This is a genomic window from Dietzia sp. B32, assembly GCF_024732245.1.
In the GTDB taxonomy this organism is placed as follows: Bacteria; Actinomycetota; Actinomycetes; order Mycobacteriales; family Mycobacteriaceae; genus Dietzia.
Genome location: NZ_CP093845.1, coordinates 1,457,846 through 1,482,189, shown reverse-complemented (window position 1 = coordinate 1,482,189; position 24,344 = coordinate 1,457,846). Strand labels below are relative to the sequence as shown.

The window sequence follows — 24,344 nt, the reverse complement described above, 5'->3', positions numbered from 1 at the left end:
TACTCGCGGCCGGACTTTGAGACACTGGTCCGGTGACCTCTTCGAGTGATGCCTTCACGACCCCGTCCGGCATGTCCGGCACCACCCGATCGGCCGAGCTCTTCGCCGAGGCCCGCGAGCTGATCCCCGGCGGAGTCAACTCCCCGGTCCGCGCGTTCAACTCCGTCGGCGGAACCCCGCGTTTCATGCGTGAAGCGCGGGGTTCTCGCATGACGGACGTCGACGGCAACACCTACATCGACCTCGTCTGCTCCTGGGGCCCCATGATTCACGGGCACGCCCACCCCGAGATCGTCGACGCCGTCCGCGACGCCGCGACCCGGGGACTGAGCTTCGGCACCCCGACCGAGGGTGAGGTCGACCTCGCCCGCGAGATCGTCGCCCGCACCTCCGTCGAGGAAGTGCGGCTGGTCAACTCCGGCACCGAGGCCACCATGAGCGCCGTGCGCCTGGCCCGGGGATTCACCGGCCGCTCGAAGATCGTCAAGTTCTCCGGCTGCTATCACGGGCACGTCGACGCCCTGCTCGCGGACGCGGGATCGGGACTGGCCACGTTCGCCCTCCCGGATTCGCCGGGAGTCACAGGCGCGACCGCCCACGACACGATCGTCCTGCCGTACAACGACGTCGACGCCGTCCGGTTGGTCTTCGCCAACCACGGCGACGAGATCGCCTGCGTGATCACCGAGGCAGCCGCCGGCAACATGGGCACCGTCCCGCCACTGCCCGGCTTCAACGAGGAACTGCGCACCCTGTGCTCCGAAAACGGCGCCCTGCTCGTGATGGACGAGGTCATGACCGGATTCCGTGCCGGTGACCGCGGCTGGTGGGGGATCGACGGCGTGGCCGGCGACCTGACCACGTTCGGCAAGGTCATGTCCGGCGGGCTGCCCGCCGCCGCGTTCGGTGGCCGCGCCGACGTCATGGCCTCCCTCGCGCCGGCCGGGCCCGTCTACCAGGCCGGCACCCTGTCCGGTAACCCGGTGGCGGTGGCGGCGGGCCTGACCTCGCTGCGGCTGGCCGACCACGCCTGCTACTACACGCTGCAGACCAACGCCGACCGGCTCGAGGCGCTCATCAGCAACGCCCTGCAGGCCGCGGGTGTCGCGCACACCATCCAGCGGGCGGGCACCATGCTCAGCGTCTTCTTCACCGAGGACCAGGTCACCGACTATGCCGGGGCCAAGGCCGCCGAGACGTTCCGGTACGCGCCGTTCTTCAACACGCTGCTCGACCGGGGGATCTACGCGCCGCCGAGCGCGTTCGAGACCTGGTTCGTCTCCACCGCCCTGACCGACGACGACTTCCAGCACATCGCCGACGCCCTGCCGGTGGCCGCGCAGGCCGCCGCCGCCGCGTCCGCCCCGGAGGCGGGCCGATGAGCCGCGACGGCCGGGGTATGCGCGGTCGGCTCGCCGTCCCGTCGACGGGTCCCACCTCATTGCCGATCCCCCTCCGCGGTGATCATCCGGCGCCCGCCGTCGCGCCGCCGTCGCTGGGCGGGTCCGCGGCCACCGCGGCCCCGGAGGAACCTCCCGTCGAGACCCAGCCGGAGGGGTCCGCGTCCTACGGGGCCGAGCCGGGGACGATCGCCGCTCCGGGACAGCCCGTCTCGTCGTCGTCGACCCCCCGCGACACCTCGGCACGCGCAGGTGAGACGCAGACGATCGTGCACCTGGTGCGCCACGGCGAGGTACACAATCCCGAGGGCGTCCTCTACGGTCGGCTGCCCAACTACCGGCTCTCCGAGCTGGGGCGGAGTCAGGCCGAGACCGTCGGCAGGGTGCTGGGGCAGGGGCACGACATCGTGTCGATCGTGGCCTCGCCGCTGCAGCGCGCCCAGGAGACCGCCGCCCCGCTGGCCGAGGCTCTCGGTCTGCCGGTGGGGATCGACGCCGACATCATCGAGGCGGACAACCGCTTCGAGGGACGCAAAGTGGGCGGCCCCGGCGGCGCCCTGCGCGACCCGCAGTACTGGCCGATCCTGCTCAACCCGCTTCGCCCGTCGTGGGGCGAGCCGTACCTCCAGATCGCGCATCGGATGATCGGCGCCGTCTACTCCACGCTCGACACCGCCCGCGGGCACGAGGCCGTCCTGGTGAGCCACCAGCTGCCGGTGTACACGACGCGCCGCTTCCTCGAGGGGCGGCGCCTGTGGCACGACCCGCGCAAGCGGCAGTGCTCGCTGGCTTCGATCACGTCGCTGGTGTTCGAGGGAACCACGCTGCGGGACATCGTGTACTCGGAACCGGCGGGGGCGTCCGACCCGTCGCAGACTGGAGCCTGAACAATGCGCAAGACCAAGGCCGTCCTCGGGGCCCTGTTGCTGACCGGTGCCCTCGCCGCCGGCTGCGCGACCGGCGATAACGCCGTGGTGGTGGGCCCGGAGACGTTCGAGTTCGTCAGCCCCGACGGGCAGATCGAGATCCACTACGACCCCCCTGCCGAGCGCAAGCCCGTCGCCACGCTCACCGGGCCCGACCTGCTCGACCCCGATCGCACACTCACCGTGCAGGAGGACTTCGAGGGCCGGGTCGTGATCCTCAACCTGTGGGGCCAGTGGTGCGGGCCGTGCCGCGCCGAGTCCGACGACCTGCAGCGTCTGCAGGAGGAGTTCGAGCCGAAGGGCGCCACGGTGTTCGGCATCAACCTGCGCGACCCCAACCGGCAGAAGCCGGTCGACTTCGTCGAGGACAACGGCATCACGTTCCCCTCGATCTGGGATCCCAGTAACGCCGCTGTCGCCGCGCTGCGAGGGTTCCCGACCTCCGTGGTTCCGGCGACGATCATCCTGGACAAGCAGCACCGCGTGGCCGCCGTGTACCTCGCCGAGATCACCGACGAGAAGCTGCGCGAGACCGTCAACGCGATCCTCGCCGAGGAGGTCGAGCCGGTGTGAACCCGGAGGTGATCCTGCTCGCGCAGAGCGTGGGGGAGACGTTCCAGCAGACCGTGGCCAGTGGCCCGATCCTGCTGGCGTTGGGGGCATGCGTGCTGGCGGGACTCGTGTCGTTCGCCTCGCCGTGTGTGATCCCGCTGGTTCCCGGCTACCTGGCGTACCTCGCGAGTGTCGTGGGCGCCGAGCGTCCTCCGGCTACCGCTGCCGCCGCCGAGCGCCAGCGTGCCGCCACCGCCACCCTGACGATGGAGGAGCGGCGCACCCGACGATCCTCGCGGGCCCGGGTGGTGGGCGCGTCGTTGCTGTTCGTCGGTGGTTTCACCGTGGTCTTCGTGATGCTGAGCGCCATGGTTCTGGGGACCGTGCAGTACCTGGCCCCCCAGCAGGAACTGCTGCAGCGGCTCGGTGGCGTGGTCACGATCCTCATGGGGCTCGTCTTCATCGGCCTCGTTCCCACCCTGCAGCGCGACACCCGGATGCAGCCCAAGACCCTGTCCACCTGGATCGGCGCCCCCATGCTCGGGGCAGTGTTCGCCCTGGGCTGGACCCCGTGTCTGGGACCGACGCTGGCCGCAGCCCTGTCGGTCGCCGCGGGCACCGGGGTCGACGCCGCACGCGGGGTGCTGCTCATCGTGGCCTATTGCCTGGGACTCGGTCTGCCGTTCGTCATCGTGGCGTTCGGTTCCACCTGGGCGATGCGAACCGTCGGTTGGCTGCAGAGGCACACCCGGACCATCCAGGTGTTCGGCGGCGTCATGCTGATCATCGTGGGCCTGCTGCTGCTGTCCGGCGGGTGGGCGCTGTTCATCGACTGGCTGCGCGACTTCGCGATCTCCGACACCACGCTGCCCATCTGACCCGAGCGGACCGCGCGGCGTCACGCCGCCTCCTGGCCTGAATCGAGCCGGTCAGCGACCGCCGCATCCAGATCGCGGAGGAGGGCGTACGGCAGTATCGGTGCGTCGAGTGGTGTCGGTGGTGGGGGTCCGGGTTTCGGTGGTGGTGGGTTGGCCGCGCGTGGTGTGCCGGCGGGTGGGATCCATCTGACGCCCTGAGGTGCGTGCGGGTCGGGCTCGGTCGACCAGCCGGTCTCGTGAATCATCGCGTGGCAGTCGCCGCTGGCCAGTGCGAGTTCGTCGATGTTGGTGTGGCCGCCGGCGGCCCAGGGTCTGCCCGCGTGGTGGGCTTCGCAATGTCTGGCGTCCTGGTCGCAGTCGGGGTGTGTGCAGCCTCCGTAGGCGGCGAACAGAGCCAGGCGTTGGTAGCGGGAGGCGGTGCGGCGACTCCGGAACAGCCGCAGGTCGATCTCCTTGTCGCACAGCGCCAGGAACCAGTGGTTGCCGCGGGCCATGGCCAGTGCCTGGGGCACGGGTACGCGGATCCCTCCGTCGGTCTCGCCGCAGCCGGCGAGAGTGGCGAGCTGGTCGAGGTCGACACGCACCACGATCGCTGCCGGAGCGCCGGTCTTGGTGGCGTCCGCCGAGAGGGCGAGTTGCAGGGCGTGGACCATCGCATCGTGCATTCGTTGACCGTCGGTGCGGGTGTCCTTCTCTTCCGGATCTGGCCACAGGCGGCCGGGTTGGCCCCAGCGGGCATGGACCTCGCGCATCAACGCGGCCAGTTGGGGGTCCATGGTGATCGAGGCGCGGGCCATCAGGTCCAGTCCTTGGCCCCCGCACGTGACCGAGCGGCGGCGAGCTCGATCTTCTGCGCCGCGCTCGGTGCGCCCCGGATCGACAGCGTCCAGGAGTCGGTGCGCGTGTTCTTGGAGGCGGCGGGTCGTGCACTGGTCGGCGGCCAGGGCGATCAGCTGCGCTTCCAGGCGGGCGCGCTCCTCGTCGTCGTAGTCGTCGGGCAGAGCGGCCAGGGCGGTGTTGATGACCTTGAGATGTCCGGCGGACAGGGTGCCCTCGGCGGTGGCGCGCATGCGGGCGGTGTCGGCGATGGCGGAGTCGTCGAGCCGGCCGCGGGCATCGCCCGGTGCGAGTCCGAGGCCGCCGGTGAGCATTTGGCGCTCATTGATGAACCCCATCTGCCGGGCGGTGCGGATGCGGCGTTGGGCCTGTTCGAGCGCGACCAGTTCGGCGTGTAGCTCAGCGGCGGACGCCTCGGTCCAGTCGTTCAGTAGATGTGCATCGAGCGCGGACAGCACGGCAGTCAGCTCGCTACTGGCAGTCGCTCCCGCCTCGGTGTCGCTCATGTGTTCGATTAGATCATCGGGGTACGACACAAACACGTCGTCCCAGTTCACGTAGGCGAAAGAGGAACGCCGGTGCCGTCATCGCCGAGTGTTCGAGGGCTACTCGCCCAATTGCACGCGGACTCCTCTGGTCTTTGAGGAGCGCGGCGTCAACTAATTTGTACAACAGGGCCCCCGGCCAAGGGGGCGGTGTCAATACTGATCACATGAACGTGGCCACGGATCGAGTCAGAGTGATCGGCGTCGGTGCAATGACGACGGTGCTCATCGTTGCGTCCGGGTGCGGTGGTCCCGGAGGAGACGCTGATGGGGCACCGGAGCCGGCTCCCACATCCGCCGCGTCGTCGTCACCGGTTGCGACCGCGGCCGCATCGCCCCTTTCGAAGGAGGTCGCAACACCGACCTCCATGACACCGCTTTACGAGCCGCCCCGCAGTCCGGCTGCGCCGGCTCAGGCGATCGTGACCGAGGGTGCTGAGTGCGGGCCCCGCGGAGCGCAGGCCGTCTTCGCCGACGGTGTGACCGCTTATTGCGCCCGTCTGCAGTACACCGACGGTGCCGCGTGGTCGCGCGACCCGCAGTTGGCACCGAACCCGGCAGCCAACGAGGCGATGCGGCAGGCAGGGCCACAGCTCGGCGATAGTTGTATCGGAGCGGATATCGGCCGCAGGGCGGTTGACGCCAGTGGGGTTGCGATCCTCTGTGACAACTATCTGTGGCGACAGGATGTGGGGCAGGAAGCCCGGCACCCCTGGGTTGATGAGCAGGTCCGATGGATGGAGTGCCTCGAGCAATCGACTGAAGAGGAATGCAGGAATCTGCTCAACAACTGAGACTGACACGTATGTCGCGACCGGATCACGAGTCCAGCGCAGTTGTCCGCCGCTGGTATCGGACTAGGCGAAGAATTCTCCCCAGATGATCTCCCCGCCCACTTCGGGCGGAATCGCATGTACGACGCAGCGAAGCAGCCGTCTGGTTCCATGGCGGGCGAAGGATTCTCCGGGCCCGCGGCTGTGATGACCCACCCGTCGGCCGGTGACGACTGCGATGATCTCTGAGCGTGAGCCTCTACCACCTTGAGCGCATCCCCTCTGAACTGCGCCGATTCGGTCTGGCGGACGATTCGTCAAGTCGGGGGAACCGTTCGGCGGCTCGGCCCGTCGTACAGGTTGTGGGAAGAAGTAAAGCTTTCGTAGCCGCGTTGGTGACCGCCGGGGTGGTGCTGTCCGGGTGCGCGTCGGCTGACGGGGGGGATGAGACGACGACGAGCCCAACCGTCACCGAAAACCCGGGCAATCCCTGGGACCTGCCGATCGAGCAGAGGCCTGCCCTGTTCGACCCGTGTGCCGAGATCCCGATCGAGGCTATCGAGGAGGGGGTTGGCGCAAAGGTCGATCCCAATAGCAGCCTCACTAGGCACGAACCAGGAAGCTTGATGGCATGTGGGTGGACGAACGAACAAGTGCACGTCACAGCCGCAGCTTCATGGAAATCGAGAGCCCAGTTCCTGAACGATAAGAGCCTTAGGCAGGTTGAGCAGGGCGGCCGGAGAATGCGAATGGTGGAGGTAGGCGACCAAACGGGCAGTACATGTCTCCAGTTGTTCTTTACCAGTCGAGGGGCAACGTGGATCAAGGTGGACGTGGTGAATGGCCTAGGCGAGTTTCGTGGAAACCGCTTTGTGGAGGCCTGTGACGCCCTCGACCAGGCAATTGCTCCGCTCCTAAAATTTGTGCCAGAGGGGGACTTCAAGTGACTCTTCACTTAGAGGATGGTGTGGCTCGGGTCTGCGTCCAAAAGTGCAACGACTTCGCCGCAGTAGTGAGATCGGCATCCAACTTCGAGTTTGTCGAGGCATCCCGAAGTTCAACTGGCGCCTTCTCGACTGCAAAACAACTAGGGACGGTGTATTCCCTATTCGCGGATGATGACCTCAGGACGTTACTCAATGGGTTCGTAGATCAAGCACGGGCAATGTCGCTACTCTTCGCCGCCGCCGGCGGGCTTATCGAGGCGCAGGATGAGGCGTTGGCGGGGGCGTTGTCCAAGGCGGCTGAGGAGCCTGCCGGGTTGCAGAGCCTCGGGCTGATCCATGCGAGTGACACGGATGTGTTCTCCCTGGACGAGATGTGCGTGATGGGCGCGTACGGCCGGGTCGGGCCCGAGGACGTGTCGAATTCACCGCTCGAGCGGATCGCGCAGTGTGCTGAGGCGTTGGAACCGAGCCAATTCAGTGACATCCGGGAGCGGGCCACCGCCGTAGCCGAGGCCTTGAGTACCGCTGCGATTCAGCTTCAGAGCGAATTGGGCAATGTGCTTGGCAGCGGCTGGCAGGGTGAGTTCGCCGCGAGCGCGCAGGATTCGGTGTCGGGGCTGGTGAATTCTGCGATCGCGCTTTCGGGGGAGTTGGAGCAGGTCGCGGCCAAGGCCGGGCGCGCGCATGAGGGATTCGTGACGACCCGCAGGAACGTGGCCGAGCAGGCCGCACAGGCCAGGATCGCGCAGATCTCCGGTGACGAGCACGGTCCGGTGGCGCCGTCTGCTGCCGCGGCGTCGCGGGCACGGCTCGAGGCGGCAGAACAGCAGGCCAGGGCGATCGTGAACACCGAGTACAGCCCGGCGGTGATGGACGCCAACCTCGACGACCTCGACTTCACCGCGGCGTACCGGGTGGTGTCGACCTCGGCCCTGGGTGGGCCGAATGGCATCGACATGGCCCGGATCTGGAACACGGAGGGCATCCCGCGGCCAGCCCAACCCGCAGCGCCGAACCCGGCTGCGATCGCCGCCATCACGGGCGGTGTCGACGGCGCGGAGGTCGGAGGACAGGGTGTGGCCTGGGCTCCCGGCGCTGCGGGCGCAGGGGTCACGACGGCGAACTCGCCAGCCGCGGCCACGGACGCAGCCACGCAGCAGGCGCTCCTGGCTGCGCGGGCGGGCGCGGGAGACGGGGGAGGAGCGGCAGCACCGGCTGCGGGCCATCCGGGTGCGGGCGGTGGCGTCAACGCGGCCACCACCGCTGCCGGGGCACCGTTCGCACCGGTGCCTAGTGCGCACGGTCAGCAGTCCGGCGCCGGGGCCACCGGTGCGGGCGGCATCCGCGGGATCCGGGGAGCAACCGCTGGCAACAATCGGAGCCATGATCGCGGGTTCGGGTCGTCGGCCGGGCTGGTCGGTGGTGGCGGCGCTGCGGCAGCGGGCGCAGGTGCCGGCGCGTCACGGATGGGCGGAGCCGGAACGCTGGCTGGATTCGGTTCCGGCGGTCCGGCCGCCGGGGTCCCCGGGGCCGGTTCGGCAGGTGCGGGTGCTGCGGGACCGGGTGCGGGGGCGTTCTCGTCGTCGTCGACCGGTGCGGCCCAGGCTGGGCGAGCCGGTGCGATGCCGATGGGCGGAATGATGGGCGCCGCGGGAGCCGGGCAGAACAACGACCGTCGCGGGCACACCCCCGCGAGCTATCTGACCAACGCGACCAACACGACGGCGATCATCGGCGACCCGGTCAAGGTCGCGCCCGCGGTGCTCGGCCGTAAACCCGCCGAAGACCCCGCCTCCCTGACTCCCGACCAGCCCGAACCTGCCCGCGGCCGCGTGATCGGCCGCGATTACACCGGCGGAGGCGCCAACCGTCAGTGACCCCGTCCGCCCCCCACGGAGACGGCCGCCACACCCACCCCGAACGGCCACACCCTGCCAGGATCCGCTCAGGGTCGCCCTACTAGCCTGGGTGCGACCGGCGCCGAGCCGCCTCGGCGCGCCGCGACCCGCAGATGGATCACATGCCCAGAACCGCTGCCGTCACCGCGTTCCTCCGCAACGCGTGGCGCACTCTCACCGCCATGCGCACGGCGCTGATCCTGTTGTTCCTGCTGGCCGTCGCCGCCATCCCGGGCGCCCTCCTGCCGCAGCGCAGTCTCAACGAGGGCAACGTCAACGAGTACATCGCCGAGAACGGCTGGCTGGGCGAGACCTACGACAAGCTCCAACTGTTCGACGTGTTCAGCAGCTGGTGGTTCACCGCCATCTACGTCCTGCTGTTCGTCTCGCTGGTCGGCTGCCTCACCCCGCGCTGTTTCGAACTGGTCCGCCAGCTGCGCACGCCGCCGCCGCTGACCCCGCGCAACCTGTCCCGCCTGCCCCACCACGCCGCGTACCGCACCACCGCCACGCCCGAACAGGCCGCCGATCAGATCCGCCGCGAGCTCAAGGGCCGGGTCCGGCGCAACGACGGCGACGGCCGTGTCCCCGGCACCATCGAACTGTCCACCGAGCGCGGCTACTCACGCGAGGTCGGCAACATCGTGTTCCACTTCGGCCTGCTCGCGCTGCTCATCATGTTCGCGGCCGGCAAGTTCGTCTACGCCGAGGGCATGCGCGTCGTCGTCGCCACCCCGGACTCCCCGGCGTTCTGCAACACCACCCCCAGCGCCTACGACTCGTTCCGCGCCGGCCTACTGGTCGACGGGACGGACCTCGAACAGTTCTGCATCAAGATCGAGGACTTCCGTGCCGACTACCTGCCCAACGGCCAGGCCGAGATGTTCACCTCCAACGTGCGCTACACCGAGGAGGTCACCACCACCGACCCCGACACGTGGGAGCCGTTCGAGATGCGGGTCAACCACCCGCTGCGCATCGGGTCCACCCGCGTCTACCTGCAGGGTCACGGTTTCGCGCCGACGTTCACGGTGACGTTCCCGAACGGCGAGACCCGCACGGACACCCAGCACTGGTCGCCGACCGAGCTCCAGACGTTCCTCTCCTCGGGCATCATGCGCTTCGACCCGCCGGCGGGGTTGTACCCGGATCTGGCCGAGCGGCGCACGCAGCAGATCGCCATCCAGGGCTTGTTCGCCCCGACCGCCCAGTTCGACGGCACCCTCCTGAGCTCGCGGTTCCCCCGCATGGACGACCCGGCGGTGGCGATCGACGTCTACCGCGGTGACGCCGGCCTCGACACCGGCCGCCCGCAGTCGATCTTCTCGCTCGAGCCGGACCTCATCGAGTCCGGCGCGCTCAACCGCGAGGCCCGCGTCAACCTCAAGCCCGGCGAGACCACCACTCTCGCCGACGGCACCACGGTCCGCTTCGACGGCGCCGAGGAGTTCGTCAACATCCAGGTCTCCTCCGACCCCACGCAGATCTGGGTGGGCGTGTCCGCCGCCGTGATGATGGCGGGACTGGTGCTCAGCCTGATGGTGCGGCGCCGGAGGATCTGGGCGCGGGTGAGTGTCGACGACGACGAGGTCACCCGCGTCGAGCTGGGTGGCCTCGCCAAGACGGACCGATCGGGCTGGGGGAGCGAGTTCGACGAGCTCCGCGACCGGCTGGTCTCGGCGTCGTCCGTCACACCCGTGTTGCCGGGTGATGCCGACGCGGGCCACACTTCAACTAGTCGCGGCACCGCCGCCGACGCCGCGCGGAAGGACGACACCCGGTGATCACTCTGACCCTCGCACAGGGCCTGCCCATCGACGAGACGCTGGCCACCTACTCGGACCTGGCGTTCCGGACGGCCTTCGGGATCTATGCACTGGCGCTGATCGCGTCGCTGATCTACTACGCGGGTTTCCGCGTGGCCAAGGTCTCGGAGAAGGAGCTGGTCACGGCCGGTGGGACCGGGCTGACCGAGTCGCGGTCCCTCACCGACACCGGCGACGAGGAGCGGGCCTCGGCCGGCAACGTGCGCTGGGCGCGGATCGCGCAGCTGTTCGTGGTGCTCGGGTTCGTGTTCCACGCCGGGTCGCTCGTGCTGCGCGGGCTGTCCACGGAGCGGTTCCCGTGGGGCAACATGTACGAGTTCATCCTGGGTAGCACGCTGTTGGCGGTGGCGGCGGGGCTGATCTGGCTGCGCAAGCCCGCGCTGCAGGTGGTGTGGCCGTATCTGCTGGTGCCGATCCTGGTCCTGCTGTTCTTCGGCGGGACGCACCTGTACTCCGACGCCGCTCCCGTGGTGCCGGCGCTGCGCTCGTACTGGCTGCCGATCCACGTGTCGATCATCGCGCTGGGCTCCGGCATCCTGCTCATCCCGGGTGTCGTGTCGATCATGTACCTCATCCGCGTGTGGCAGCCGCAGGGCCAGGAGTCCGGGTGGGGTGCCCGCCTGGCTCGCCCGCTGCCGGCCGCCGAGACCCTCGACCGTCTGGCCTACCGCACCACGGTCATCGGCTTCCCGGTCTTCGGCGTGGGCATCCTGCTCGGCGCCGTGTGGGCCGAGAGTGCGTGGGGCCGCTTCTGGGGTTGGGACCCCAAGGAGACGGTGTCGTTCATCTCGTGGGTGCTCTACGCCGGCTACCTGCACGCCCGCGCGACCTCCGGCTGGGGGCCCAAGAAGGCGGCGTGGATCAACATCGCCGGCTTCGTGGTGCTGGTGTTCAACCTGTTCTTCATCAACATCGTGGTCTCGGGCCTGCACTCCTACGCCGGTCTGAACTAGTCGCCGCGGGCCGGCCGCAGCCGCGTCTCCCACAGCCGCGCGCCTCAGAGTCATCCTGCTGCTATATATCCCGTCCGGATGACTCTGGAGCGCGCGGCTGTGGTGGTTTCGGCCCAGCTTTCGTGTCGGCACTTGTGTTAGACCCGTCGCGACGGCCGCGGTCACGACGGACCCGGCGGGGCCGCCATCGTGTGGACGACGTCCGCCCACCCGGCCGCGAGCCGCTCATCGTGGGTGATCGCGAGGACGCCGAGCCCCCGGTCGGCGCGAGCCCGCAGGACCGCCGCGATCGCCTCGGAGCTTTCGGGGTCCAGATGCGCGGTGGGCTCGTCGGCGATCAGGTAGCGCGGCCGCTGGGCCAGGGCCCGGGCGAGGCAGGCGCGGTGGAGCTGTCCGCCGGAGACCTGTCCGGGCCGGCGGTCGAGTAGGCCGGGGTCTAGTCCGACCTCGCGGGCGAGTTCGTCCACGTCCACCGTGGTCCCGCGCAGCCGCCCCGGCAGCGAGATCATCCGCCGGAGCGTCATCCGGGGGTCCGCTCCCGCCACGGGGTCCTGATCCAGCAGTGCCGTGTGCCCGGGCAGCCGGCCGCGCCGGGGTCGCACCGGCCGGGGCCGCACCGACCGGGAACGCGAGCCGCCGGTCAGCGTCCCGGGCTCGTCGGTCACCGTCACAGACCCGGCTGCGGGTGTCAGCAGCCCGGTGATCAGGTGTGCCAGGGTGGTCTTGCCGGTTCCCGAGGGGCCCACGAGCGCGGTGATCCGGCCCCCGTGCACGGTCAGGTCGGTCGGTGGCAACGCGAATCCGTCGGGCCCAGCGTGCCGGAAGGCGACCCCGCGTGCGGACAGGGTCATGACGACACCAACTCCGCGGGCGGTGTGGAAGGCGCCGCCGCCGCCGCCGCCGACGCTGCTGACACGGAGTCAGGCGCCGCCCCCTGCAATCGCCCCCCGCGCATTCCGAGGACCTCGTCCGCGACGCCGCTCGCGTCGAGCGCGTCCAGATCGTGGGTCGCGAGGAGCACGGCGATCCCGGTCTCGTCGGCGAGGCGGCGAAGCCGGGCCAGGACGCGCACGGCCAGGTCGGGGTCGAGCCCGGTGGTGGGCTCGTCGGCGAGCAGCACCGTGGGCCCGGCGCTCAGGGCGGCCGCGATCGCCATCCGGCGGAGTTGGCCGCCGGAGAGCTGATGCGGGTACCGGTCGGCCAGGGCGGGATCGACCCCCACCAGGCGACACAGTGCGTCGACGTCACGGGCGCAGCGGGAGCCACTGCCCCCGCGGGTCACCGCGAGCCCCTCTTCGAGTTGGCCCCGCACGTGCCGGGTCGGGGTGAACGCGTACGCGGCGGACTGGGGGACGTGCCCGGTCGACCCACCGGGGCCCACCTCCATCCGGCCCGTGGTGATCGCTCCCGGGGGCGTCAGCCCGGCGCACGCGTCGAGCAGGCTGGACTTGCCGGCGCCCGAGGGACCGACGAGCGCTACGAGCCGGCCCGGCGTGATCCTCAGGGACACCCCGTCGACGGCCGTCACCGTGCCCGGGCCCCGGTCGGCCCCCGCGCCCGGGTCCGGTCCGATGCCCGCCCTCGCGTTCGAGCTGCGGCCGGGGTGCGCCACCACGAGATCGACCACCGTCAGGCCCGCGCGGCAGGCGCCCACCTCGTCGTCGTCGGGGTTGTGGTCGTCGCGGTCGGAGGCCCCGCCCCGCAGCACCCCGCCCCGCACCGCTCCTCGCCGCCCCGCCCCGCCCCGCACCGCTCCTCGCCCCACCGCCCCGCGCCCCCGGCGCCCAGACCCGGGCCCCAGCAGCGCCACCGCCACGGTCACCGCGATGAGCGCGGCGGTGGGGAAGATCAGCGGCCACCACCGGCCGAGCAGCAGGCCGGACTGGGAGAGCGCGATCAGCGTGCCCAGGCTCGGTCGTTCGGGCGGCATCCCGATGCCCAGGAACGACAGCGTCGACTCGTGCCACACCGCGTGCGGGACCATGAGCACCATCGCCAGGCCGGCCTGCCCCACCACGGCCGGAACCACGTGCCACCGCGCGAGCTGGAGCGGGGACGCACCGGCAACGCGGGAGGCGGCCACGTATCGCGAGGCCATGACCTTCTGCGCCTCGGCCCGCACCACCCGCGCGACGGCGGGCCAGTGCGTCAGCGCCAGTGCCGTCACGATGGCGGCGAGCGAGCCCCGGAACAGCGCCACCACCACGACGGTGGCGAGCAGGTGCGGAACGGCGGCGACCGCATCGGTGCACCGCATGAGTGCGGCATCGATCCGACCTCCGACCGCCGCGGCTGCGGCCCCCACGGCCACGCCGAGCGCCCCGGCGAGCACGGCCGCACCCGCGGCGACCGCCAATGACACCCGCAGCGCCTGAGCCACCCGCACGGACAGGTCCTGGCCGAGCCCGTCGGTGCCCATCGGGTGCGCCCACGTCGGTGGCAGATCGGCCGACAGGTAGCCCGACGCCGCCATCCCGGCGGGCGCGATCACGGGCCAGGCCAGCGCGAACGCGACGAGCACCGTCAGCAGCACGGTCCCCGCGGCCCGGCGGCCGGACAACCCCCGCGCCACCGACCCCCGCGCCACCGACCCCCGCGCCACCGACCGATCACGCATCGATCCGCACCCTCGGGTCGGCGATGAGCAGCAGGCAGTCGGCGAGCCACGTGCCGACCAGAACGGTGAGCGCGGCGGCGACCGTCACCGCCGCGAGCAGGGCGAAGTCGGCCCCCAGCGCGGCGTCGACGGTCGCGGACGACAACCCGGGCCAGGCGAACACCGTCTCCACCACCAGCGATCCGATCATCACCTCGGGCACCCGCGAGCCGAGCAGCGCGACCAGCGGCGCCCAGGCCACGGGAGCGACGTGCCCGGTCAGGACGGTCCATTCGCTCAGGCCGCGCGCCCGGGCCTCGGCGACCGCCGGCGACGCCTCCGCGTCGAGCACCGCCCGTCGGTACGCGAGCAGCATCCACGGCACCTGCCCGGCGGCCAGCACGACCGCGGGCAGCACGCCGTAGCGCAGGACGCCGCCCACCGTGGCCGACTGCCCGGGCGGGGCCGCACCGGAGACGGGCAGCCACCCCAGCGCCACCGAGAACACCGCGACCGAGCCCAGGGCCAGCGCGAACGTCGGAATCGAACTCAGCGCGACCGCCGCCCCGGCGAGTGCCCGGTCGACCGCGCCGTGGGGGCGCGCCGCCGCGATGAGGCCGGAGAGGACGACGACGACGAGGGCGATCCCCAACCCCACCGCCGACAGTCCCACGGTCCACGGAAGCCGCTCGGTGAGCACGTCCAGCACCGGTTGGCGGTACGTGGGGGAGTAGCCGGCATCGCCGGTCGCCAGTCCCGCGATCCACAGTGTCCAGGCCTGCCACCAGGGCCGATCGACGCCGAGGGCGACGGCGGCGGCCGAGCGCTCGGCGTCGGTCAGGCGTTCGTACCCGTCGCCGAGGTGGGCGGCCAGCGGGTCGAGCGGTGACGCGTCGGCCATGACGAACGCCGCCAGCGTCACGGCGAGCACGACGATCGGCGCGGCGAGCGCCCGGCGGGCCGTGACGCGTGCGAGGTCGGCCCGCCGTTCACGAAGTCGCCGGATCACGGGCGGGCCGTCCAGTGCGCGATCGCCCACCACGGACCCCAGGTCGAGCCGTGGGAGTGCGGTTCGAGGATCGGGGCGGGGCCGGTGTGGCCGGTGTCGCGGACGAGATAGGTGTGGTCGAGCGTCACGAGGAACAGGTGCCCGGGGTTCTGGAGGTACGCCCGCTGGGCCTGCCGGTAGAGGCGGGTCCGTTCGGCCGGGTCGGCGGCGCGGCGGGCGGCGTCGAGGGCGCGGTCGACGTCCGCGTCGCCGTAGCCGCCGGGGTTGTCCAGCGGTCCGGACAGCGGGGTCGGCGAGTGCAGGGTCCGGTAGGCCTGGGTGTCGACGGTGTACGGGTTGTCGCCGCCGCCGAGCAGGACCGCCACCTCCCCGGCGCGGGCCTCGATCTCGTCCCACGTCCCGCCCCACAGTTCCACGGCCACGCCCACCTCGCGCAGCTGGTCGGCCACCGCCGAGGCGAGTTCGCGGCGCAGCGAGTCGGCGGCGGGATAGGCCAGCACGAACTCTGCCCTGTCGGCGGAGCCCCCGCGGACCAGCACCCCGTCCGGCCCGGGCCGCCACCCGGCCTCCGCGAGCTGGCCCCGCGCTTCGGCCCGGCGCGCGGCCGGGTCCGCGTGGGCTTGCTCACCGGCCTCGCCCTCCGGCTCGTGCTCCGGGTAGGCGTCGGTGATCGGCGAGGTGGCGGGCCGGCCGTGTCCGGCCAGGACGTACTCGACCAGCGACTCGCGGTCCACGGCCAGCGACAACGCGCGCCGGACCGCCGGGTCGCCGGTGAAGGGGTGCGCGGTGGGCAGGGCCACGGCCCGCCAGTCGGCGCTGCCCACCGACACCAGCTCCAGCCCGTCGCGGCCGGCGAGCCCGGCAGCCAGTGCGGGCGGCAGGACGGTGCCGTCGACCTCGCCGGTGAGGACCATCTGGGCGCGGGCGTTCTCGTCGGGCACCGATCGCAGGACGAGGGTGTCGACGTCGGGGGCGCCGTCGCGGTGGTCGGGATCGCCCACGAGCACGGCTTCGCCGGGGGAGAGTCGCTCCAACCGGTACGGCCCCGTGCCGACGGGCGCGGTGTTGAGCGGGGACTCCGCCGCCGGCCCCGGCGCGAGCAGTTCGGACGGGGTGATCCCGAGCAGTAGTCGCGCGGGCATCCCCGGGTCCGGTGCCTCGAGTCCGAACTCCACCGTGAGCGGGTCCGGCGTGGCGATCCGGGCGATCGAGGTGTAATCCGACGCGATCGGCGAGCCCGACACCGGATCGGCCACCGCCCGGTAGGTGGCGGCGACGTCCCCGGAATCCAGCGCGCTGCCGTCGTGGAACCGCACTCCCGCGCGCAACCGGACGGTCCAGGTGAGCCCGTCGTCGCTGACCTCCGGGTCGGCTGCGGCTAGGGACGGCACGAGGTCGGGCAGCGTCTCGTCGTCCGTGGCAGCCGGGCGCAGCAGCCCCTCGTACAGCGGCGAGACGCCGGTGGAGCCGTACCCGGCGACCGGGTTGAACTCGCCCAGCGGCCCCGAGTCGGCCAGCACGATCCGGCCGCCGCCGCCGCCACCGCCGCCACCGCCGCCACCGCCGGCGGACGGCATCGCGCATCCCGATGCGACCAGGGCCAGTGCGAGGCCCACACCGACGACGGCGTAGAACGGTCTCAAGTGCGTCTCCTGCCCACGGGAGATACGTGTCCGGCCGGACACCTAGCGCGCTGAGCGTAGAGGCAGAATGTGTCGCGGCTGTTACGGAGGAACCGATGGACGTGAGCCGATGGACGTGAACGACTGGGCCGCGCGATTCGACCTGCTCGCCGACCCCACCCGCCTCGGTCTCCTCGCGCACATGCACCACGCCGGGCCGGGCGTCGCGACGGTGTCCGACCTGGCGGGGGCCGTCGGCATCACGCGCAATGCGGCCTCCCAGGCCCTGCGGATCCTGCGCGAGCAGGGCTGGGTCAGCGCGACCCGCGACGCGGCCGACGGTCGCATCGTGCGCTACACCCTCGTCGACGACACCGTGCACCGGATCCTGCACCTCATGGGCGCGCGCCACGACTGAATCCCGGCGGTAACACCTCGGCAACGTGACCTCGCCATCCTGAGCGCATGGACATCTTCGTGGCCGAGACGCTGGCCCGCTGGCGCAGCGCCGGCATCGCGTGCGCGCTGGCCCGGGTCGTCGCGACGGGAGGGTCGGCGCCGCTGGCCCCGGGCACCGCGATGGCCGTCTCCGCGACCGGGGACGTGGTCGGCGGCGTCTCCGGTGGCTGCGTGGACGCGGCGGTGTACACCCTCTGCGAGCAGGCCCTCGCCGACGGTCGCCCGGCCCTCGCGCGGTTCGGTCCGGACGGCGACGAGCTCCCCGACCCACTACTCGATGTCGGCCCCACCTGCGGCGGATCGCTCGAGGTTTTCGTCGAATCCCTCGCCGCCGAGGACTCACCCCCGGGCGCCGTTCACCCTGCCGATCGCCTCATCGCCGCCGCGCGCGAGCGCCGCGCCGTGGTCGCGGCCACCGTCCTGGACGGCCCCTGCGCCGGGCAGTGGATGGTGGTGGGAGGAGACGGGGGGACAGGGGTCGACGACGACGAGGCCCCGCCCTGGGCCCGCGGGCCGGTGGCCGCGGCGATCGCCGAGGGACGCGGAACCGGCGTCACCACCGCTGGCCTCACCACCGCCGGCCTGCCCGCGCGCGTATTCCTGCACCGGCTCGACCCACCACGGCTGCTGGTGTTCGGGGCGACGGCGTTCGCCGAGGCCCTCGTGCCGCTCGGCGCCCAGCTGGGCTACCGGGTGACGGTGTGCGATGCCCGTCCGGTGTTCGCGGCTGCCGAGCGCTTCCCGGCGGCCGCCGAGGTGGTGCGGTGCTGGCCACACGAGTACCTCGCCGGGACCCGCGTCGACGCCTCCACCGCGATCTGCGTCCTCACCCACGATCCGAGGTTCGACCTCCCGCTGCTGGTCGAGGCGCTGCGGACCCGCGCCGGGTACATCGGGGCGATGGGTAGCCGCCGCACCCACACCCAGCGGATGACGGACCTGCGCGCGGAGGGGGTCCCCGAGGCGGCGCTGCAGCGCGTGCACTCGCCGATCGGGCTGGACCTCGGCGCCCGCACGGCGGCGGAGACGGCACTGTCGATCGCGGCCGAGCTCGTCGCCCACCACCGGGGCGGAACCGGGTCGCCTCTCGTGGGGATGGACGCCGCGATCCACCGGTGAACGCGGCCGCCGAGCCACCCCACCCGCGACGTAACACGGGGGACACGCTTCAGTGACCGTGCCGGAACCGCGCGTCGATACACATGTAGCGCAACGTCAGCGCAGCCCCAGGAGACACAGATGACCCCTCCCGCGTTCCACGTCCCCATCGTCGACATCTCCCCGTACGTCACCGAACCCGGACCTGCAGACCCGGCCGCCGACCCGGCGATCGCCACCGCACGGGCCCGGGTCGCCCGCGAGATCGACGAGGCCTGTTCGAGCGTCGGGTTCATCCAGATCGTCGGCCATGGGATCGCGCCCACGGTCATCGACGGGCTCGCTACCGCGATCGACGCCTTCTTCGCACTGCCTCTCGAGGCCAAGAACGCCTACCGGGTGCCCGACGCGAACCGCGGGTACAGCCCGCCGAAGAGCGAGGCGCTGAGCCTGAGCCTGGGCGTGGAGTCAGCCGGGCGGATGAACGACTTCTTCGAGGCGTTCAACGTGGGCGTCGAGGCGCGATCGTTCACCGCGCTCGAGCAGGATCTCGACCTCGACGAGGCCGACTACGGCATCAACGTCTGGCCGGAGGTCGACGGCTTCCGCGCCCGGATCGACGCCTACTTCGCCGAGGCCTCCCGCGTCGCCCGGACCTTGACCCGCGTCTTTGCCGACGCCCTCGGCCAGCCGCCCGGGATCTTCGAGCAGCTCACCGACCACTCGATCGACGTGCTGCGCATGGTGAACTATGCGCTGCCGGAGGGGCCTGTGACCCTCGACGGCGAGCTCCGCGGGATGGGTGAGCACACCGACTTCGGGCTGGTCACCGTCCTGTGGGCCGACCGGGTCGCCGGACTCCAGGTCCTCGGCACCGACGGCGTGTGGCACGACGTCCAGCCCGTCGAGGGCGGGCTGCTGGTCAACCTCGGTGACCTCACCGCGCGGCTGACCAATGACCGCTGGATGTCGACCCTGCACCGCGTCGCGCCGCCCGTCGTGGACGGCGGCATCGTGCGGCGCCGCTCGGCAGCGTTCTTCCACGACGGCAACGTCGATGCCGTGGTGGGCACCCTGCCGGAGTTCGTCGGCGCCGACGGGGACGCCTACGAGCCCATCTCGGTCCGCGACCACATCGCCGCGAAGCTCGCCGGCTCCCGCCACGGCAGGGCCAACACCGCCGCGGTCCGCGAGGCCGCCCGGGTGCTCGCGGCGTCCGGCTCGGTGATCGCGCCGTGACGGACGTCGTCCTGGTCCACGGCGCGTGGGCCGGAGGCTGGGTGTGGGACACCGTCACCGGTCCGTTGCGCGCGGCGGGCCTGCGCCCGCACGTGGTCGAGCTACCGGGCGTGGGGGTCGAGGGCGTGGTGGACGACGGCGAGGTGGTCGACCTCGGCATCCTCACCGATCACGTGTGCGCGTTGGTGCGGCGGCTGGAGCGGCCCGCCGTGCTCGTGGGGCACTCGGGCGGCGGTGTCGTGGTCACCCAGGTCGCGGAGCGGATGCCCGACCGGGTCGCCGGGGTGGCGTTCGTCGCGGGCATGATGCTGCCCTCCGGAATGGACTTCGCCGCACTGTGCGCCGGCCTGGGGCTCCGAGCGGACGTCGGGATCTCCCGGTGGCTCGAGCCGGGGGCAGGCGGCCGGGTGACCGCGGTCCCTCCCGAGGCGGCCGCGGCGGTGTTCTTCCACGATGCCCCGGCGGGGGAGGCGATCGCCGCCTCGAGGCGGCTGCGGCCGCAGCAGGAGAGCGCGCGACTCATCGCCCCACGGTGGACCGTAGATCGGTTCGGCAGGGTGCCGAGGCTGTACATCGAGGCGACCTGGGACCGCACCGTGCCGATCGTCGCACAGCGCCGCATGCAGCAGCTCACCCCGGGTGCGCGGGTCGTCACCCTCCACACCGGTCACGCCCCGCAGTTGTCCGCGCAGGGCCTGCTCAGCGCGGCGATCGCGGACTTCGCGATCGCGGTGGCCGCATCGCCCGCCGGACCCGACGCGCCGCTCGCCGCCACTCCGACAGTCGACCCGGATCTCGCGCTCACACAGGCCGGGGGCGCCTCGTGACCATCCCCGCCAACTCCACTAGCCCCGGCACCGTAGACCCCAGCGGTGACCTCCTCGCGAGCGTGCTCGCCGAGGCCGACGCCCGCCTGGCCGCCCCCGATGCGGAGCTCGTCGCCCGGTTCCCCGGCACGCCCGTCATCCGCCAGCCGGTGCACACCCTCTACCTGCCGGCCGAGCGCGTCCACGCAGGGATCATCAGCGAGGTGGGCGGGGTCGCGCTCGAGGCGTTCGACGAACACCTGCCGGACCCGGCCGCGCTCGCGGGCGTGTTGGCGGCCGGTGACGGTCACCCGGCCCTGCTGTCGGCCGACGACGCGGAGACAATCCACGCCCTGGTACGCGCCAAACTGCTCCGCGAACCGGTCGAGGACCTACGGATCGACTTCGAGGACGGGTTCACCCAGCGGGGCGTCGCACCCCGCGACCGCGACCGCGACGAGGACGCCCACGTCGAACGGATCGTCGCCGAACTGACCGGGTCCACCGCCCGCGCCGCGCTCCCGCCGTTCTGGGGTCTGCGGTTCGGATCCTTCGACCCCGCCACGCGGCACCGGGGCATCCGGACGTTCACCCGGTTCGTGCTCGCTCTCGGCCGCGCCGGGGCAGGGGCCGGGGCACCGGACCGCGACGAGCTGCCGGCACACTTCACGCAACTCCGGCCCACCCTGCCCAAGGTCACCTCCGTCGACCAGGTCCTGGCGATGGTCGACCTGTGCGTCCGGCTCGAACAGGCCTGCGCACTGCCCGAGCGCACGCTGCGATTCGAGATCCAGATCGAGACCCCGCAATCGATCTGCGGCCCCGACGGGTCGGCGATGGTCGCCCGTCTCATCCATGCATCCGCCAGACGGTGCATCGGTCTGCACTACGGCACCTACGACTACTCGGCGGCGTGCGGAATCGCCGCCGAATACCAGGCCATGGACCACCCGGTCGCCGACCACGCCAAGGCCGTCATGCAGGTTGCCGCCGCCGGTACCGGAGTGGCACTGTCCGACGGCTCCACCAACCGGCTGCCCGTCGGCGACGCGGAGGCGGTGCGCGCGGGGTGGCGTCTCCACGCGCGGCTCATCGACCGGTCACTGCGCCGCGGCTTCTACCAGGGCTGGGACCTGCATCCCGCCCAACTGGTCTCCCGCTACGCCGCGACCTACGCGTTTTACCGGCGGTCCCTGCCGACCGCCTGCGCCCGGCTCGCGAACTACCTCGGCACGACCACGCTCACGACCACCGCCGGGCCCGGCGCGGGCGGGTACCTAGATGAACCCGCCACCGCCCGCGCGCTTGCCGCGTTCTGCCTCCGCGCCTTGGACTGCGGCGCCGTCACCGGCGAGGAGATCACCACCCTCGCCGGCGTCGGCCGCGCCGACCTGGCCGAGCTGACCCGCCCGGGCGCCGACCACGAGGAGAGCAGATGACCCACCCCGACCTGGTGTTCCAGGCCCACCGAGCGATCGTCGACGGCGTCGAGCGGGAAGCCCTCGTCGTCGTCGCCGACGGCACCATCAAGACCGTCGACGTCGACCCGGGTGCACTCGGCCGGGCACCCGCCGACGTCCCCACCGTGACCCTGCCCCGCGAGGTCGTCCTGCTCCCCGGACTCGTCGACACGCACGTGCACGTCAACGAGCCCGGACGCACCGACTGGGAGGGTTTCGCCAGCGCCACCCGCGCCGCGGCCTGCGGCGGGGTCACCATGCTGCTGGACATGCCACTCAACTCCAGCCCCGTGACCACCAGCCCGGCCGCGCTCGACGCCAAGCTCACCAGCACGGTGGGCAAGCTGCACGTCGACACCGGGTTCTGGGGCGGCGCGGTGCCGGAGAACCTCGGCCGGCTGCGCGAACTCTGGGACCGCGGGGTGTTCGGGTTCAAGTGCTTCCTGCTGCACTCCGGTATCGACGAGTTCCCGCCCCTGGACCGCGCGCAGATGCTGTCGGCCATGGCCGAGATCGCGGGGTTCGGTGGACTGCTCATCGTGCACGCCGAGAACGCCGAGACCATCGACGCCCAGACCCCGCCCGCCGGGCCGGACTACGAGGGTTTCCTGGACTCCCGGCCGGTGGCCGCCGAGGTGCGGGCGGTCGCGCAGGTCATCGACGGCGTCCGCCGCACGGGCTGCCGGGCGCACATCCTGCACCTGTCCGCCGCCGACGCACTGCCACTGATCCGCGACGCCAAGGCAGAGGGGCTGCCCATCACCGTGGAGACGTGCCCTCACTACCTGTCCCTGTTCGCCGAGGAGATCCAGCCCGGTGCGACCCACTTCAAGTGCTGCCCGCCGATCCGCGGGGCCGGCAACCGGGAGCGGCTGTGGGAGGGACTGCGCGACGGGACGATCGACCTCGTCGTCTCGGACCACTCACCGTGCGTGCCGGAGCTCAAGCGCTTCGACACCGGCGACTTCGGCGAGGCGTGGGGCGGGATCGCCTCCGTCCAGCTGGGGCTGCCGATCATGTGGTCCGAGGCCCGCCGCCGGGGGATGGGGTTGCCCGACGTGGTGCGGTGGATGGCCTCCGGGCCCGCCGAGTTCGCCGGGTTGTCCGACCGCGGCGCGATCCGGCCCGGCGCCCGCGCGGACCTGGTGGTCCTCGCACCCGACGAGGCGTTCGTGGTGTTGCCCGAGCGTCTCCAGCACAGGAACCCCGTGACCGCCTACGCCGAACGCGCCCTGGCCGGCGTCGTGACGCAGGTCTACCTCGGTGGTCGGCGGACCGGTCCCGACCTGCCCGCCCGCGGCCGGACGGTGTTCCGGGACCACGCCGCCACCACGCCCGCCCCCGCCGCCGAGACCGGAGACCGATCATGACCAACGCCCCTGCTTCTGCCACCGCGACTGCCACCGCGACTGCCACCGCCCTCGCGCCGGACGTCTTCTCGCTGCCCGACCTGGCCTCCCGCGAGCTAGCGGGGGCGGTGGTCTGGGCGAACGACGAGTTCTTCGCCGAGAAGGAGAACCTGATCCTGCCCGGCGACCCGGTATTCGATCCGGCGCTCTTCGGCCTCAAGGGCAAGGTCTACGACGGCTGGGAGACACGGCGCCGACGCGACCCTGGTGAGGACACCGCGATCATCAGACTCGGTGTGCCCGGACGGGTCCACGGCGTGGTGGTCGACACCGCCTACTTCCGCGGCAACTACCCGCCCCGGGTCGCGGTCGACGGTGTGTGGATCGATGGTCACCCCACCATGGACGACCTGCTCGACGCGCCGTGGCAACTCCTCGTCCCTCCCAGCCCGGTAGCCGGGGACGCCCGCAATAGTTTCGAGGTGCCGGATCCGGCCCGACGGCCCGTGACGCACGTCCGCCTGCGGATGCTGCCCGACGGCGGGGTCGCGCGGCTGCGGGTTCACGGCGAACCGACCCCGGACCCACGCTTCCTCACCGGCACCATCGACCTCGCCGCAGCGGAGAACGGCGGCAGGGTGGTGGACTGCTCCGACCTGTTCTACTCGTCACCGGAGAACATCATCGCGCCCGGTCGCTCCCGGCACATGGGCGAGGGATGGGAGAACGCACGCCGTCGCGGGGACGGGAACGACCACGTCACCCTGGCACTGGCGGGGGAGGGAACGGTGGACCGAGTCGAGATCGACACCTCCTACTACATCGGCAACGCACCCGGCGCCGCGTCGTTGCGGGGCGTCCGATGCGTCGACGATCTGGGCTCGCCGGACCGGTGGATCGACCTGGTGTCGCGCACCCCGCTGCTCCCGGACTGCCGACACAGGTTCGTGGTCCCGCCGACCGAGCAGGTCCGGTACGTCCGCCTCGACGTCTTCCCCGATGGCGGCATCGCGCGACTGCGAGTCCACGGCCGGCTGACAGAGGCTGCCCTGAACGCGATGGCCTCCGCGGTCCCCGCGGACCACTGACCTCCGCGCTCGGCTCACACCGCCCTCACACCGCCCTCACACCGCCCTCACCTCGGCGTAACACGGCGGAAAAGCGCTGGTGC

The 24,344-nt window shown here is 71.7% G+C and carries 21 protein-coding genes; 16 read left to right on the top strand and 5 right to left on the bottom strand.

The window, feature by feature from the left end; all coding sequences use genetic code 11:
• Window positions 1-71: 71 nt before the first annotated feature.
• From hemL to L8M95_RS07065, 4 genes are all read left to right on the top strand, one after another.
• On the top strand, window positions 72-1,382 hold the full coding sequence (gene hemL, locus L8M95_RS07080) for a glutamate-1-semialdehyde 2,1-aminomutase (RefSeq protein WP_260489188.1): 1,311 nt from the start codon (window positions 72-74) through the stop codon (window positions 1,380-1,382).
• A gap of 284 nt (window positions 1,383-1,666) precedes the next feature.
• Window positions 1,667-2,287: a histidine phosphatase family protein gene (locus L8M95_RS07075; RefSeq protein ID WP_312027456.1), complete on the top strand. Its 621-nt coding sequence runs from the start codon at window positions 1,667-1,669 to the stop codon at window positions 2,285-2,287.
• 3 nt (window positions 2,288-2,290) lie between these two features.
• The gene (locus tag L8M95_RS07070; RefSeq protein WP_260488776.1) at window positions 2,291-2,899 is read left to right on the top strand and encodes a TlpA disulfide reductase family protein; all 609 of its coding nucleotides are present in this window, start codon (window positions 2,291-2,293) and stop codon (window positions 2,897-2,899) included.
• Entirely contained in the window at window positions 2,896-3,756 is an 861-nt protein-coding gene (locus L8M95_RS07065; RefSeq protein WP_260488775.1) for a cytochrome c biogenesis CcdA family protein, read from the top strand. The genes L8M95_RS07070 and L8M95_RS07065 overlap by 4 nt, the downstream gene beginning before the upstream one ends.
• A gap of 20 nt (window positions 3,757-3,776) precedes the next feature.
• On the opposite strand, the gene L8M95_RS07060 is transcribed toward L8M95_RS07065, so the two are convergent.
• Window positions 3,777-5,099, bottom strand: a complete 1,323-nt coding sequence (locus tag L8M95_RS07060) for an HNH endonuclease signature motif containing protein (protein WP_260488774.1) — start codon at window positions 5,097-5,099, stop codon at window positions 3,777-3,779.
• Between the two features lie 407 nt (window positions 5,100-5,506).
• Between L8M95_RS07060 and L8M95_RS07055 the strand changes: the two genes are divergently transcribed.
• The 5 genes from L8M95_RS07055 to ccsB all read left to right on the top strand — a co-directional run bounded on the left by L8M95_RS07055 (window position 5,507) and on the right by ccsB (window position 11,535).
• Complete coding sequence (locus L8M95_RS07055) at window positions 5,507-5,932, top strand: hypothetical protein (protein WP_260488773.1); 426 nt, start codon at window positions 5,507-5,509, stop codon at window positions 5,930-5,932.
• A gap of 374 nt (window positions 5,933-6,306) precedes the next feature.
• Window positions 6,307-6,858 (top strand): DUF3558 domain-containing protein, encoded by a 552-nt coding sequence (locus L8M95_RS07050; protein ID WP_260488772.1) that lies wholly within the window; start codon window positions 6,307-6,309, stop codon window positions 6,856-6,858.
• A 218-nt stretch (window positions 6,859-7,076) separates the two neighbouring features.
• The gene (locus L8M95_RS07045; protein ID WP_260489310.1) at window positions 7,077-8,735 is read left to right on the top strand and encodes a hypothetical protein; all 1,659 of its coding nucleotides are present in this window, start codon (window positions 7,077-7,079) and stop codon (window positions 8,733-8,735) included.
• 143 nt (window positions 8,736-8,878) lie between these two features.
• Window positions 8,879-10,540, top strand: coding sequence for a cytochrome c biogenesis protein ResB (locus tag L8M95_RS07040; RefSeq protein ID WP_260488771.1), 1,662 nt, complete (start codon window positions 8,879-8,881; stop codon window positions 10,538-10,540).
• Complete coding sequence (gene ccsB, locus L8M95_RS07035; RefSeq protein ID WP_260488770.1) at window positions 10,537-11,535, top strand: c-type cytochrome biogenesis protein CcsB; 999 nt, start codon at window positions 10,537-10,539, stop codon at window positions 11,533-11,535. Before L8M95_RS07040 ends, ccsB begins: the two co-directional genes overlap by 4 nt.
• A 161-nt stretch (window positions 11,536-11,696) precedes the next feature.
• Here ccsB and L8M95_RS07030 read toward each other — a convergent pair whose 3' ends face one another.
• From L8M95_RS07030 to L8M95_RS07015, 4 genes are read right to left on the bottom strand one after another with little or no spacing between them, the layout of a single operon-like run.
• Window positions 11,697-12,386 (bottom strand): ABC transporter ATP-binding protein, encoded by a 690-nt coding sequence (locus L8M95_RS07030; RefSeq protein ID WP_260488769.1) that lies wholly within the window; start codon window positions 12,384-12,386, stop codon window positions 11,697-11,699.
• Window positions 12,383-14,152: an ATP-binding cassette domain-containing protein gene (locus L8M95_RS07025; protein ID WP_260488768.1), complete on the bottom strand. Its 1,770-nt coding sequence runs from the start codon at window positions 14,150-14,152 to the stop codon at window positions 12,383-12,385. Before L8M95_RS07025 ends, L8M95_RS07030 begins: the two co-directional genes overlap by 4 nt.
• Window positions 14,145-15,170 carry an ABC transporter permease gene (locus tag L8M95_RS07020; RefSeq protein WP_260488767.1) on the bottom strand — a complete coding sequence of 342 codons (1,026 nt, stop codon included), beginning with the start codon at window positions 15,168-15,170 and terminating at the stop codon, window positions 14,145-14,147. Before L8M95_RS07020 ends, L8M95_RS07025 begins: the two co-directional genes overlap by 8 nt.
• The gene (locus L8M95_RS07015) at window positions 15,137-16,783 is read right to left on the bottom strand and encodes an ABC transporter substrate-binding protein (RefSeq protein ID WP_260488766.1); all 1,647 of its coding nucleotides are present in this window, start codon (window positions 16,781-16,783) and stop codon (window positions 15,137-15,139) included. Before L8M95_RS07015 ends, L8M95_RS07020 begins: the two co-directional genes overlap by 34 nt.
• 109 nt (window positions 16,784-16,892) lie before the next feature.
• Between L8M95_RS07015 and L8M95_RS07010 the strand changes: the two genes are divergently transcribed.
• The 7 genes from L8M95_RS07010 (at window position 16,893) to alc (ending at window position 24,261) form a co-directional block, all read left to right on the top strand.
• Window positions 16,893-17,180 carry a helix-turn-helix transcriptional regulator gene (locus tag L8M95_RS07010; protein WP_260488765.1) on the top strand — a complete coding sequence of 96 codons (288 nt, stop codon included), beginning with the start codon at window positions 16,893-16,895 and terminating at the stop codon, window positions 17,178-17,180.
• Between the two features lie 47 nt (window positions 17,181-17,227).
• Complete coding sequence (locus L8M95_RS07005) at window positions 17,228-18,340, top strand: XdhC family protein (RefSeq protein WP_260488764.1); 1,113 nt, start codon at window positions 17,228-17,230, stop codon at window positions 18,338-18,340.
• Window positions 18,341-18,460: 120 nt separating this feature from the next.
• Entirely contained in the window at window positions 18,461-19,558 is a 1,098-nt protein-coding gene (locus L8M95_RS07000; RefSeq protein ID WP_260488763.1) for an isopenicillin N synthase family oxygenase, read from the top strand.
• Window positions 19,555-20,385, top strand: coding sequence for an alpha/beta fold hydrolase (locus L8M95_RS06995; RefSeq protein ID WP_260488762.1), 831 nt, complete (start codon window positions 19,555-19,557; stop codon window positions 20,383-20,385). Before L8M95_RS07000 ends, L8M95_RS06995 begins: the two co-directional genes overlap by 4 nt.
• Before the next feature lie 62 nt (window positions 20,386-20,447).
• Entirely contained in the window at window positions 20,448-21,803 is a 1,356-nt protein-coding gene (locus tag L8M95_RS06990; RefSeq protein WP_396119763.1) for a DUF6986 family protein, read from the top strand.
• Window positions 21,800-23,194, top strand: coding sequence for an allantoinase AllB (allB, locus tag L8M95_RS06985; protein ID WP_260488760.1), 1,395 nt, complete (start codon window positions 21,800-21,802; stop codon window positions 23,192-23,194). The genes L8M95_RS06990 and allB overlap by 4 nt, the downstream gene beginning before the upstream one ends.
• A complete protein-coding gene (gene alc / locus L8M95_RS06980; protein ID WP_260488759.1) occupies window positions 23,191-24,261 on the top strand; it encodes an allantoicase in 1,071 nt (356 codons plus the stop codon). Before allB ends, alc begins: the two co-directional genes overlap by 4 nt.
• The last annotated feature ends 83 nt before the right edge of the window (window positions 24,262-24,344 follow it).

What these genes read in the sequence shown, in the direction of transcription:
- L8M95_RS07025 (WP_260488768.1), bottom strand. Translation starts at nt 14,152, where the DNA reads ATGCGTGATCGGTCGGTGGCGCGGGGGTCGGTGGCGCGGGGGTCGGTG.
- L8M95_RS07030 (WP_260488769.1), bottom strand. Translation starts at nt 12,386, where the DNA reads ATGACCCTGTCCGCACGCGGGGTCGCCTTCCGGCACGCTGGGCCCGAC.
- L8M95_RS07055 (WP_260488773.1), top strand. Translation starts at nt 5,507, where the DNA reads ATGACACCGCTTTACGAGCCGCCCCGCAGTCCGGCTGCGCCGGCTCAG.
- L8M95_RS07005 (WP_260488764.1), top strand. Translation starts at nt 17,228, where the DNA reads ATGGACATCTTCGTGGCCGAGACGCTGGCCCGCTGGCGCAGCGCCGGC.
- L8M95_RS07060 (WP_260488774.1), bottom strand. Translation starts at nt 5,099, where the DNA reads ATGAGCGACACCGAGGCGGGAGCGACTGCCAGTAGCGAGCTGACTGCC.
- L8M95_RS07045 (WP_260489310.1), top strand. Translation starts at nt 7,077, where the DNA reads ATGTCGCTACTCTTCGCCGCCGCCGGCGGGCTTATCGAGGCGCAGGAT.
- L8M95_RS07010 (WP_260488765.1), top strand. Translation starts at nt 16,893, where the DNA reads ATGGACGTGAACGACTGGGCCGCGCGATTCGACCTGCTCGCCGACCCC.
- L8M95_RS07000 (WP_260488763.1), top strand. Translation starts at nt 18,461, where the DNA reads ATGACCCCTCCCGCGTTCCACGTCCCCATCGTCGACATCTCCCCGTAC.
- allB (WP_260488760.1), top strand. Translation starts at nt 21,800, where the DNA reads ATGACCCACCCCGACCTGGTGTTCCAGGCCCACCGAGCGATCGTCGAC.
- alc (WP_260488759.1), top strand. Translation starts at nt 23,191, where the DNA reads ATGACCAACGCCCCTGCTTCTGCCACCGCGACTGCCACCGCGACTGCC.
- L8M95_RS07040 (WP_260488771.1), top strand. Translation starts at nt 8,879, where the DNA reads ATGCCCAGAACCGCTGCCGTCACCGCGTTCCTCCGCAACGCGTGGCGC.
- hemL (WP_260489188.1), top strand. Translation starts at nt 72, where the DNA reads ATGTCCGGCACCACCCGATCGGCCGAGCTCTTCGCCGAGGCCCGCGAG.
- L8M95_RS07070 (WP_260488776.1), top strand. Translation starts at nt 2,291, where the DNA reads ATGCGCAAGACCAAGGCCGTCCTCGGGGCCCTGTTGCTGACCGGTGCC.